12 protein-coding genes are annotated in these 10,835 nt (G+C 72.7%); 9 read left to right on the top strand and 3 right to left on the bottom strand.

From position 1 onward, the window contains the following. Positions 1 to 98: 98 nt before the first annotated feature. Complete coding sequence (locus J3P38_RS05255) at positions 99 to 1,928, bottom strand: glycosyltransferase family 2 protein (protein ID WP_210502890.1); 1,830 nt, start codon at positions 1,926 to 1,928, stop codon at positions 99 to 101. 160 nt (positions 1,929 to 2,088) lie between these two features. Here J3P38_RS05255 and J3P38_RS05250 point away from each other — a divergent pair, with 160 nt between their 5' ends. From J3P38_RS05250 to J3P38_RS05220, 7 genes are all read left to right on the top strand, one after another. Next, entirely contained in the window at positions 2,089 to 2,310 is a 222-nt protein-coding gene (locus tag J3P38_RS05250) for a hypothetical protein (protein WP_210502889.1), read from the top strand. A gap of 86 nt (positions 2,311 to 2,396) precedes the next feature. After that, positions 2,397 to 2,636: a hypothetical protein gene (locus tag J3P38_RS05245; RefSeq protein ID WP_210438770.1), complete on the top strand. Its 240-nt coding sequence runs from the start codon at positions 2,397 to 2,399 to the stop codon at positions 2,634 to 2,636. A 4-nt stretch (positions 2,637 to 2,640) separates the two neighbouring features. Next, positions 2,641 to 3,141, top strand: coding sequence for a mycothiol transferase (locus J3P38_RS05240; RefSeq protein WP_210502888.1), 501 nt, complete (start codon positions 2,641 to 2,643; stop codon positions 3,139 to 3,141). Positions 3,142 to 3,184: 43 nt separating this feature from the next. Beyond that, entirely contained in the window at positions 3,185 to 4,660 is a 1,476-nt protein-coding gene (locus tag J3P38_RS05235) for a cryptochrome/photolyase family protein (RefSeq protein WP_210502887.1), read from the top strand. Between the two features lie 96 nt (positions 4,661 to 4,756). Continuing rightward, positions 4,757 to 5,287, top strand: a complete 531-nt coding sequence (locus tag J3P38_RS05230; RefSeq protein WP_210438767.1) for a Dps family protein — start codon at positions 4,757 to 4,759, stop codon at positions 5,285 to 5,287. A gap of 214 nt (positions 5,288 to 5,501) precedes the next feature. Next, a complete protein-coding gene (locus tag J3P38_RS05225; RefSeq protein WP_246850652.1) occupies positions 5,502 to 6,869 on the top strand; it encodes a GntP family permease in 1,368 nt (455 codons plus the stop codon). After that, entirely contained in the window at positions 6,866 to 7,384 is a 519-nt protein-coding gene (locus J3P38_RS05220) for a gluconokinase (protein ID WP_210438765.1), read from the top strand. Before J3P38_RS05225 ends, J3P38_RS05220 begins: the two co-directional genes overlap by 4 nt. Positions 7,385 to 7,828: 444 nt before the next feature. Here the strand turns inward: J3P38_RS05220 and J3P38_RS05215 are convergent, their stop codons facing one another. After that, positions 7,829 to 8,317 carry a TspO/MBR family protein gene (locus tag J3P38_RS05215; RefSeq protein WP_307807734.1) on the bottom strand — a complete coding sequence of 163 codons (489 nt, stop codon included), beginning with the start codon at positions 8,315 to 8,317 and terminating at the stop codon, positions 7,829 to 7,831. A 39-nt stretch (positions 8,318 to 8,356) separates the two neighbouring features. Continuing rightward, complete coding sequence (locus tag J3P38_RS05210; RefSeq protein WP_210502886.1) at positions 8,357 to 9,925, bottom strand: bifunctional NAD(P)/FAD-dependent oxidoreductase/class I SAM-dependent methyltransferase; 1,569 nt, start codon at positions 9,923 to 9,925, stop codon at positions 8,357 to 8,359. Positions 9,926 to 9,991: 66 nt separating this feature from the next. Between J3P38_RS05210 and J3P38_RS05205 the strand changes: the two genes are divergently transcribed. Together J3P38_RS05205 and J3P38_RS05200 are read left to right on the top strand one after the other, a co-directional pair. Then, complete coding sequence (locus J3P38_RS05205; protein WP_210502885.1) at positions 9,992 to 10,552, top strand: helix-turn-helix domain-containing protein; 561 nt, start codon at positions 9,992 to 9,994, stop codon at positions 10,550 to 10,552. A 41-nt stretch (positions 10,553 to 10,593) separates the two neighbouring features. Continuing rightward, positions 10,594 to 10,806: a hypervirulence associated TUDOR domain-containing protein gene (locus J3P38_RS05200; protein ID WP_210438762.1), complete on the top strand. Its 213-nt coding sequence runs from the start codon at positions 10,594 to 10,596 to the stop codon at positions 10,804 to 10,806. The last annotated feature ends 29 nt before the right edge of the window (positions 10,807 to 10,835 follow it).

Here is a 10,835-nt window from a genome sequence, read left to right as displayed (position 1 = left end):
GCGTGGGCAACAGGGGTCCGGGCGTTCAGAGACCTGAACGGCGCGTTCAAGGACCTGAACGCCGCCGGCCGCTCGTCACGACGGGCGGGGGACCGGCGTCACCCCCGGCGCTCGGCGATGCACTCCCGGAAGAAGTCGACGAGGTCGTCGACCCAGGCGTCGAAGGTGAACAGCGCCCGCTGCGACCACACGCTCTTGCGCAGCTCCTCCAGCCGTCCGCCGTCGCGCAACTGCGCCACCAAGTCGTCCGGCGTGCGCCAGAAGATGCCGAGCTCGCGGTCGCGGGCGACGGTCTGCGTGGCCACGACCGACCCGGCGCTGTCGCGCTGGATCATCGGGACGCCGGCGGCGGCCAGCGTGGCCATCCGGGCCGGCACGTTGAGGTCGTCCCAGGTCGCGGCGTGGAGGTCGCCGCCGTTGGTGCTGGTGAAGTCGTGCAGCCACCCGGCGTCGTACTGCGAGAACTCGCCGACCCAGTCGGACTGGTTCACCTGGGGGTGCAGGTGCAGGTGCCCCGGGGCGAGGCGCCGGCACTCCTCGACCCACGACCGCATCTGGTGGTGCGCCTTCTCGCTGTAGACGTGCACGTGGATGCCGGCCTCGGCGAGCGCCCCGACGACCTCCGGCGGGGGCCCCATCGGCCGTCCGGCGATCACGGTGTGCACCTCGCCGTCCCGGGCGGACAGCAGGTCGGACTGCTCCCCCACCATGCCCTCCGCGCGCGGCAGGTCGCCGTCGAGCACCATGCGGCGCCGCCGTGCGGTCGCGGGCACGGTCACCGCGAACCAGTCCCGCAGCTCGGGGGAGGAGTAGACGACTCCGTCCGAGCGCACGTGGAGGTCGACGAGGCGGTCCCAGTGCCCGTGCTCGCGGCTGAAGAACGGGCCCTCCTTGAAGTGCCAGACGAACGGGATGCCGAGGTCGGCTGCGAGCACCTCGTGCGCGAACGGCACCGCCTGCCAGTTCAGGAGCGCGTAGACCACGTCGGGCTGCAGCTCGCGGACGGCCGCCTGCCAACCTTCGCGGGGCACCTCGGTGACGTGGCCGAAGGGCACGGGCCCGACGGTGTTGAACCACACGGGCGTGCCGGTCCAGAGTCCGTAGAGCTCGTGCCCGCGCTCGTGCAGCGCGAGGATGCGCTCGGGGTTGTGCGCCAGCTCGCCCACGAGCAGGATCCGCAGCCCGTCGGCCGCGCGCGGCGTGGCCGGCCGCTCCCGGAGCTGGCGGTAGTGCGCGACCTCGTCGTGCAGGTGCCCGACCGAGCTGTGGAAGCGCAGCGGCTCCTGGACGGCGTACCTGCTGCGGTAGACGTTGAGGCCGCCCCACGGCTCGCGCATGGCGCGGTGCCGCTGCCCGGGGTGCGCGACCCAGGAGCAGGTGACCTGTCCGGTCTCCACGGGATCGGTGCCGGCGAGCAGCCGGTCCCACAGCATCCGCCCCAGGTCGTCGGTGGTGAGCTCGCTGCGCTCGAGCCAGCGCTCGTCGGTGCGCCGGTGCATGACCTGCACGAGCTGGAGGGGCTCGCCCTCGATGCGGCCGGGTGCGACGCCGTGCTCGTGCCGCACGCCGGCGACCGCCAGCGCCGCCTCGGGGTGCCGGGCGAGCGTCGCCAGCAGCGACTCGAGGTGGTGGGCGTGCACGACGTCGTCGGCCGGCAGGTAGGCGACGTACGGCGCGGTCCCGAGGTCGAGGCCGCGGTTGAGGGCGGCCCCGAGGCCGCGGTTCCGCTCGTGCCGCACGAGGCGGAAGCGCGGGTCGTCGACGAGCTCGCCCATCGCGGCGGCCACGTCGCCCGGCGACCCGTCGTCGACGACGACGCACTCCCACGAGGTGCACGTCTGGCGGGTGAGGCTGTCGAGGGCGGCGGGCAGCCACGCCTCCTGGGCGTGGACCGGGACCACCACGGTGACCTGTGCTGTGTCGGCCATCCCGACGCTCCGTTCGCGCTGGGCCTCACTCTCTGTGGCGATGCCTGGATCGGACAGGTACCCCGGAAGCGCCGTTTTCACGTCCCGGGTGTGGCCGGCGACACGGAGGGATGTGAACGTTCCACCCCGGAAAGCGGGGGGCAGCGCGCATACTCGAGGGATGGCTACCTCTTACGGATCCCGGCCGAAGCACCTCCCCAGCAGCCCCTTCGCTCCCGCCCCCGAGCCGGTGGTGGAGGTCTTCGAGGTCGACGACCGCGTGAGCCACGACCTCTACGGCCTGGGCAAGGTCGTCAAGGTCGACAGCCACGCAGCCACGGTCGACTTCGGCGCGAAGGTCGTGCGGATCACCCCGCCCTACGCCAAGCTCCACCACCTCTGAGCCGGCGTCGGCACCCCCGACGCTGACCCGCGGGCGTCCACCCCGACGGGCGTGGTGCCGCTGCGGGCCGCGGTTAGCGTGGGCGCATGACCGACGAGAAGCAGCAGGCAGCGACCGAGGCAGCGCAGCGCGTGGTCGAGGAGGTCAGCTCCTGGCAGTACAGCGCCGACGACCCGATGATCGCCGACCAGCTCGACGAGGGCCTCCGCAAGGCGGGCGTCCGCCTGGACGACGACGAGCGCAGCCGCATCCTTGCCGAGATCGACGCGATGAAGGACGAGAGCTCGACGGCGCCGCAGGTCCGCTCCGCGCAGCCGGTGGAGTGACCCGGTGGACGTCCGAGGAGTGCTGACGGAGGCCTTCGGCCGGGTCACCGAGCTGTACGACGGTGTCGCGGACGGCCTCGACGAGCAGGCGCTGGCGCACCGGCCCGGCGGCACCGGCAACTCGATCGGCTGGCTGCTCTGGCACCTCGCCCGCGTGCAGGACGACCACGTCGCGGACCTCGCCCGCGAGTCGCAGGTCTGGGAGCAGTGGCAGGAGCGGTTCGGCCTGCCCAACGGCACCGACGACATCGGGTACGGCCACACCTCCGAGCAGGTCGACGCGATCCGCATCGCCGACCCGGCGCTGCTGACCGGCTACCACCGCGAGGTCACCCTCGCGACCGCGCGCTACCTGCAGACCGTCGACGAGCGCGAGCTCGAGCGGGAGGTCGACCAGAGCTGGGACCCGCCGGTCACCGCCGGCGTACGGCTGGTCAGCATCATCGGCGACTGCCTCCAGCACCTCGGCCAGGCGGCCTACGTCAAGGGCCTGCTGCCGCACTGACGCGCGAGGCGGCGTGGTGGTCCGGCGTGCCTAGGGTGGCGGCATGACCACCCGGTGGCTCTTCGGCGACCAGCTCGGTCCGCACTTCGTCGACGACCACCGCGGGCCGCTGCTGATGGTCGAGGCGAAGTCGGTCTTCCGCCGCCGGCGCTTCCACCGGGCCAAGGCGCACCTAGTGCTCAGCGCCATGCGCCACCGGGCCGCGGAGCTCGGCGAGCGGCTGGCCTACGTGCAGGCCGAGACGTACGCCGAGGTGGTGCGCGACCTGGGCGACGACGTCGAGGTCGTGCACCCGACGTCGTACGCCGCGCTCGGCCTGGTCGAGCGGCTCGGGTGCCGGGTGCTCCCGGCGCGGGGCTTCGCCACGGCCCGCGAGGACTTCGAGCGCTGGACCGAGGGTCGTCGCGGCAAGCGGCTGCTGATGGAGGACTTCTACCGTCGCGCGCGGCTGGCGCACGGCGTGCTGGTGGACGGCGGCGAGCCGGTCGGCGGACGGTGGAACTTCGACCACGACAACCGCCAGCCGCCGCCCAGGGGCGCCGAGACCCTCGGTGTGACCGAGCCCTGGTGGCCGGGCGAGGACGACGTCGACGCGCAGGTCCGCGAGGACCTCGACAAGTGGGAGCGCGACGGCGACGTGACGTTCCTCGGCCGGGACGGCCGGCGCCTCTTCCCGGCGACGCGGCGAGAGGCGCTGACGGCGCTCGACCACTTCGTGGAGCACCGCCTGCCCGCGTTCGGCGCCCACGAGGACGCGATCCTCGAGGGCGACCCGTGGATGGCCCACAGCCTCGTCAGCGCACCGCAGAACCTCGGCCTGCTGCACCCGCTCGAGGTCGTCGAGCGCGCGGAGGCGGCGTACCGCAGCGGCGCCGCGCCGATCGCGAGCGTCGAGGGCTTCGTCCGTCAGGTCATCGGCTGGCGCGACTACGTCTGGCACGTCTACTGGCACATGGGCGACGACTACCGCCGCGAGAACGCCCTCGGCGCGCAGCAGCCGATCCCGCAGTGGTTCGCCGAGCTCGACGCCGGGGCCACCGACGCCCGCTGCCTCTCGCACACCCTCGGCCGCCTCGCCGACCACGGCTGGGTGCACCACATCCCGCGGCTGATGGTGCTGGGCTCCTACGCCCTGCAGCGCGGATGGGCGCCGGCGCAGGTGACCGACTGGTTCCACCGCGCGTTCGTCGACGGCTACGACTGGGTGATGGTGCCGAACATCGTCGGCATGTCCCAGCACGCCGACGGCGGCCAGATGATGACCAAGCCGTACACCTCCGGCGGCGCGTACATCAACACGATGAGCGACCACTGCGGGTCGTGCCGCTTCGACCCGAAGGTGCGGGTCGGTGAGGACGCCTGCCCGTTCAGCGCGGGCTACTGGTGGTTCCTCGACCGGCACCGCGAGACGTTCGCCGGCAACCGCCGCATGTCGCGTGCCCTCATGGGGCTCGACCGGCTCCCGGACCTCCCGGCGCTGGTGGCGCAGGAGGAGGCCCGGGGCGACCAGGCGCCGTGACGGCGGGGCCGCGCCTCGTAGGTCAGCCTCTCCTTACTGGAATCATTCAAGAAAAGGGTGTTGAGTAGGCAAGGTACCGACAGAGAGGAAGAGCCCATGACCGAGACCGCAGCTCCCACCCGCACCGCTCGCACGGCGCACCCCGCCTTCCAGGCCTCCGAGCGCCTCGCCGGCCACCTCCAGCAGCTGCTCGTCGACCTCACCGACCTGCACCTCCAGGGCAAGCAGGCCCACTGGAACGTCGTCGGCAAGAACTTCCGCGACCTGCACCTCGTGCTCGACGAGGTGGTCGAGGCCGCGCGCGGGTTCTCCGACGACGTGGCCGAGCGGATGCGCGCGATCTACGCGACGCCCGACGCCCGCTCGAGGACCGTGGCCGAGCAGTCGTCGCTGGCGCAGTTCCCCGCCGACGAGGTCAACACCGGCGACTGCGTGGACCTGATCGTCGCGGCGCTGTACGCCGTCACCGGCACCGGTCGGCGCATCCACGACGAGGTCGACGAGGAGGACCCGACCTCGGCCGACCTGATCCACACGATCCTCGAGCGCCTCGAGCAGCTCGCGTGGATGATCGACGCCGAGAACCGCGTCGCGAACAGCAGCCTGCCGCGCTCCTGGAGCGAGTGAGCGCCAGCAGCGAGAGCCCCGCACGGGGGTCGGCCCACAGGGTCGGCCCCCGTCCGTCCGTCAGGGGAAGCGCAGGCGCGCTGCGTACACCAACGCCTGATCTCGGGCGGCCGCCCCGGCGGCACCCTGCCGCAGCTCGCAGGTGCGCGCGCCCGCCGACGCAGCGCTCTAGGGTGGGGCGCACCCCCCACCCTGGAGGTCTCTCGTGGAGAACATGGCGCCCGCCTACGGCTCAGGCACGCTCCTCACCATCGCAGCGCTCGCTGTGGCGGTCCTGCTCCTGCTCATCATCGTCCTGCGGATGCACGCCTTCGTCGCGCTGGTCCTGGTCAGCTTCGGCACGGCGATCGCCGCGGGCGTGCCGGTCGCGGACGTGCCGACGGTCGCGATAGCGGCGTTCGGCAGCACGCTCGGCACGGTGGCGCTGCTCGTCGGACTCGGAGTGATGATCGGCCGGCTGCTGGAGGTGACCGGCGGCGCGCAGGTGCTCGCCGACACGCTCGTCAGCCGGTTCGGGGAGAAGCGGGCTCCGCTGGCGCTCGGCATCGCCTCGCTGCTGTTCGGGCTGCCGATCTTCTTCGACGCCGGCCTCGTGGTCTTCCTGCCGATCATCTTCTCGGTGGCCAAGCGCTTCGGCGGCTCCGTGCTGCTCTACGCGCTCCCCGCCGCCGGCGCCTTCGCCAGCATGCACGCCATCGTGCCGCCGCACCCCGGGCCGGTCACGGCGGCCGCCGAGCTCGGCGCGAGCATCGGCCTGACCCTGCTCGTCGGCGTGGTGGTCGCGGTCGTCGCGTGGTTCGTCGGCGTGTACGCCGTGACGATCGGGTGGCTCGGCAAGGTGCACGTCCCGATCGACGACTCGGTGCTCACCGGCGGCCGCGAGGCCGACACCGAGAATCCGCCGGCGTTCACCCACGTGCTCGGGATCCTGCTCCTGCCGCTGGTGCTGATCGGCGCCAACACCGTGCTCACCACGCTGCGCACCAACGGCTCGATCGCCGAGGACGGCACGATCGCCGACATCGTCATCTTCATCGGCCAGACGCCGGTAGCGCTGTTGATCGCTCTGCTCGTCGCGACCTACACCCTCGCGATCCGCCGGCACTCGCGCGAGGAGGTCGAGACGCTGCTCAACGAGGCACTCGGCCCGATCTGCGCGATCATCCTCATCACCGGAGCGGGCGGCATGTTCGGCGGCGTGCTGCGCTACAGCGGCATCGGCGACGCCCTCTCCGACTCGCTGCAGGACCTCGGCCTGCCCCTCGTGGTCAGCGCATTCGTCATCGCCACGATCCTGCGCGTCGCGCAGGGCTCGGCGACCGTCGCGTTGACCACCACGGCAGGCCTGCTGTCGGCCGGCGTGGCGGACGCCGACCCCTCTGCGCTGCAGCTCGTGGCCCTGGTGCTGGCCATCGCCGCCGGCGCGACGGTGCTCTCGCACGTCAACGACTCCGGCTTCTGGCTGGTCAGCCGGTTCTTCGGGATGGACGTCAAGACGACGCTGCGCACCTGGACGGTCCTCGAGACCACCCTCGGCGTCACGATCTTCGCGCTCGCGCTCGGCGTGTGGGCGATCGGATGAGCACCGCGGCGACCCCGCCGTTCCACCTGGTCTTCATGGGCGTCTCCGGGTCGGGCAAGTCCACCGCGGCCGTCGCCGTGCAGGAGCGCCTCGGCTGGGAGATGGCCGAGGGCGACGACTTCCACCCGCCGGAGAACGTCGCGAAGATGAGCAAGGGCATCGCGCTGACCGACGCCGACCGCTGGGGCTGGCTCGAGTCGCTGGCCGACTGGACCGCCGAGCGCGACCGGCGTGGCGAGCCGACGATCATCACCTGCAGCGCGCTGCGCAGGGCGTACCGCGACGTCCTGCGCCGCGGCGGCGAGCACACGTTCTTCGTGCACTGCACCGGTGACAAGCACCTCTTCCTGCAGCGCATGAACGCCCGCGAGCACTTCATGCCGCCGAGCCTGCTGGAGTCGCAGCTCGACACCCTCGAGCCGCTGCAGCCCGGCGAGGAGGGCATGGACGTCGACCCCGCGCTGCCGGTCGACCGCATCGCCGCGATGGTGCTGGCCCGGCTCGACCTGGCCTGACGGTCCCGTTCGCCGGCGGGGCGCCCCGGGCGTGCGCCGGGGGGCGGTGCGTGAGGCAGGTTCTCGTACCGCGGAACATGTCTTACTCACCGCTTGGCACCTGCGGTGCGTGAGGCAGGTTTCCGGGCCGCGGAACCTGTCTCACTCACCGCTCGGCACCCCGCTCGGCACCCCCGCGGTGCGTAAGGCAGGTTCCCGCGCCGCAGAACATGTCTCACTCACCGCTTGGCACCTGCGGTGCGTGAGGCAGATTCACGGGTCGCAGAACACGTCTCACTCACCGCTCGGCTCACCGCTCGTCACCCCTGCGGTGCGTGAGGCAGGTTTCCGGGCCGCAGAACATGTCCCACACACCGCTCGGCACCTGCGGTGCGTGAGGCACATTCCCCGACCGCAGAACCTGTCCCACTCACCGCTCGGCCAGAGCGCGAGACCGAGAGGCGCTCAGTTCAGGACGACGATCCCCGCGTTGAGCGCCGTCGCGAAGCACACCCACGCCAGGTAGGGCACGAGCAGCCAGGCGGCGGTCCGCGAGCGGCGCCAGGACCACACGACGAGCAGCGCGACGGCGGCGGCCAGCGCGACGATCTCCACCAGGGCCACGGTGTAGAGGCCGGCGGCGAAGAACAGCGGCGTCCACGCGAGGTTGAGCAGGAGCTGCACGACCCACAGCGACATGACGCGGTCCCAGCCGCCGGCCCGCCACAGCAGCCAGCCGGCGACGCCGATGAGCAGGTAGAGCACCGACCAGGTGGGACCGAACAGCCACGACGGCGGCGCGTAGGGCGGCAGGTCGAGCGCCCGGTAGGTCTCCCGCGAGCCGGAGGCGGCCAGCCCGCCGATCCCGGCCACGGCGACCACCGCGGCCAGGAAGGGGAGCAGCGTCCACCACCGGCGGGCGGGCGGCACGACGGAGGCGTCCGGTGGGCTCACGTCTCCATCATGCCGACCCGCCCCCGTCCGGGATCGGGCTCAGCCCTTGCGGCGGGCCACCAGCGTCGCGTCGGCGACCGCGATCTCCTCGCCCGTGTGCGGGTGGGCCTGGGTGCGCGGCCGGGCCTCGCAGGCCTCCACGACGAAGTCGTCGGGCAGGGCCGGCAGCAGCTGGTCGGCGGTGAACATGAAGGTGGTGTGCCCGTGCCGGAGGCCGGTGGCCAGGTCGTCGGGGTGGTGCCCCACGACGAGCAGCGTGCCACCGGGTGCCACCGCCGAGGCGAGGCGGCGTACGACGTCGGGCATGCCGCCGTCGGGCAGGTGGAAGAAGTGCGAGGTCACCAGGTCCCAGGTCTCGCCCGCGGGGTCGAAGGTGCGTACGTCGACGCGGCGGGTCTCCACCCGGTCGTCGACCCCGGCCTCCCGGGCGCGCTCGGCGACGCGCACGAGGGCGGCGTCGGCGAAGTCGACCGCCGTGACGTCCCAGCCGCGCTCGGCCAGCCACACGGCGTCGCCGCCCTCGCCGCAGCCCACGTCCAGGGCCCGGCCCGGTGCCAGCGACGCCGCTTCGGCGGCGAGCTGGACGTTGACGCGGCCGCTCCAGACGCGGTCGCCGGAGTAGCGCTCCTCCCACGCGGGCCGCTCGAAGAACTCCTCGCGCCGCGCCCGGACCGTGCGCTCGGCGTCGGCGCCGGCCATCTCGGCGTTGATCCACGCCCCGACCCGCATGCCGTGCGCCGCGGAGGCCATCAGGGTCATCGCGACGTCGGTGATGTTGCCGGCGGCGAAGATGCCCGGCACCGCGGTCGCGCCGGTCGGCTCGACCTCGACGACGGAGCCGAAGGGGACACCGTTCACCTCGAACGGCTTCGGCTTGATGCCGAGCGGGCCCAGGTAGTCGATGCGCGCGCGCGGCCTCGAGGCGACCACGATCGCCTGCCGCTCGAGCACGGAGCCGTCGGCGAGCCGCAGCCCGACGAGCCTGTCGCCGTCGATGACGACCTCCCGGGGGGTGCCGTGGGCGAACCGGACGCCGATCGCCCCGAGCTTCTCCACCTCCTCGTCGGGGAGCTCGACGCCGTCGTGCACGACCACCACGACGTCGTCCGACAGCTGCCGGAACAGCAGGCCCTGGTGGCCGGCGAGGGGTGTGGTCGCCAGCACCGCGATCGCCTGGTCGCGGACCTCCCAGCCGTGGCAGTAGGGGCAGTGCAGCACGTCGACGCCCCACCGCTCGGCCAGGCCGGGGACGTCCGGGAGCTCGTCGACGACCCCGCCCGTGACCAGGATGCGACGCGCTCGGAAGCGTCGTCCGCCCTCGGTCGTCACCAGGAAGTCGTCGACCTCGCCGGACAGGCCGACGACCCGGTCCGCCAGCACCTCCACGCCGTACGCTGCCACCTCGGCGCGGCCGGTCTCGAGCAGCTCCCTCGGGGGCACGCCCTCGCGGCCCAGGTAGTTGTGCGCGTGGTCGGCGGGAGCGTTGCGGGGCTCGCCGGCGTCGATGACCAGCACCGACCGTCTCGACCGGCCGAGCGCCATCGCGCCGCTCAGCCCGGCCGCGCCGCCGCCGACGACCACCACGTCAAAGGTCTCGTTCTCACTCATGGATCGATGATGCGCAGGTGGTCGCCACATTGACAAACATTCTTGCTGCAATGGCAAACTGCCACCATGGACGACGAGGGAGTGCTCAGGGGGGTCGGCCCCCGGCTGCGCCAGCTGCGCCTCGAGCGCGAGGCCACGCTGACCGACCTGGCGGAGGAGACCGGGATCTCCGTCAGCACCCTGTCGCGGCTGGAGTCCGGCCAGCGCAAGCCGACCCTGGAGCTGCTGCTGCCGCTGGCGCGCGCTCACCGCGTCGCGCTCGACGAGCTGGTCGACGCGCCGGAGACGGGGGACCCGCGCGTGCGCCTCAAGCCGGTCGTCCGGCACGGCCGCACCCACATCCCGCTGACCCGCCGGCCGGGCGGCCTCCAGTCCTTCAAGCTGGTGCTGCCCGTCGACCGCGACCCCGCGCCGACGTTGCAGACGCACGAGGGCTACGAGTGGTTCTACGTCCTCAGCGGCCGGGTCCGGCTCCTCCTCGGCAACCGCGACCTCACCCTGGTGCCGGGCGAGGTCGTCGAGTTCGACACGCGCACCCCGCACTGGGTCGGCAACCCCGGGCCGACGCCCGCCGAGGTGCTGGCGATCTTCGGTCCGCAGGGCGAGCGGATGCACGTCCGCTCCTGAAGGGTGGTCCCGCGCGGCGGGCCGCGTGGCACGGTGGTGCCATGGCCATCCGGAAGGGCACGACCGTCAAGTGGAAGTGGGGCTCGTCGTGGGCCGAGGGCACCGTGAAGGAGGTGCACCACGGCGACGTGTCGCGCACCACCAAGGGGTCGGAGGTCACCCGGCACGGCAGCGAGGACAACCCGGCGTACGTCATCGAGCAGGAGGACGGCACGACGGTCCTCAAGCTGCAGAGCGAGGTCGAGCGCGCCTGATCGCGCGCCGCCCGGCTCGCTAGGCTCGC

The organism is Nocardioides xinjiangensis (assembly GCF_017916455.1).
Taxonomy (GTDB): Bacteria; Actinomycetota; Actinomycetes; order Propionibacteriales; family Nocardioidaceae; genus Nocardioides; species Nocardioides xinjiangensis.
The sequence above is the reverse complement of the archived record's forward strand: the minus strand, read 5'-3'. Positions and strand labels throughout refer to the sequence as shown.

Coding starts and splice junctions, on each gene's coding strand:
- J3P38_RS05255 (WP_210502890.1), bottom strand. CDS start 1,928: ATGGCCGACACAGCACAGGTCACCGTGGTGGTCCCGGTCCACGCCCAG.
- J3P38_RS05250 (WP_210502889.1), top strand. CDS start 2,089: ATGGCTACCTCTTACGGATCCCGGCCGAAGCACCTCCCCAGCAGCCCC.
- J3P38_RS05245 (WP_210438770.1), top strand. CDS start 2,397: ATGACCGACGAGAAGCAGCAGGCAGCGACCGAGGCAGCGCAGCGCGTG.
- J3P38_RS05235 (WP_210502887.1), top strand. CDS start 3,185: ATGACCACCCGGTGGCTCTTCGGCGACCAGCTCGGTCCGCACTTCGTC.
- J3P38_RS05230 (WP_210438767.1), top strand. CDS start 4,757: ATGACCGAGACCGCAGCTCCCACCCGCACCGCTCGCACGGCGCACCCC.
- J3P38_RS05225 (WP_246850652.1), top strand. CDS start 5,502: ATGGCGCCCGCCTACGGCTCAGGCACGCTCCTCACCATCGCAGCGCTC.
- J3P38_RS05220 (WP_210438765.1), top strand. CDS start 6,866: ATGAGCACCGCGGCGACCCCGCCGTTCCACCTGGTCTTCATGGGCGTC.
- J3P38_RS05210 (WP_210502886.1), bottom strand. CDS start 9,925: ATGAGTGAGAACGAGACCTTTGACGTGGTGGTCGTCGGCGGCGGCGCG.
- J3P38_RS05205 (WP_210502885.1), top strand. CDS start 9,992: ATGGACGACGAGGGAGTGCTCAGGGGGGTCGGCCCCCGGCTGCGCCAG.
- J3P38_RS05200 (WP_210438762.1), top strand. CDS start 10,594: ATGGCCATCCGGAAGGGCACGACCGTCAAGTGGAAGTGGGGCTCGTCG.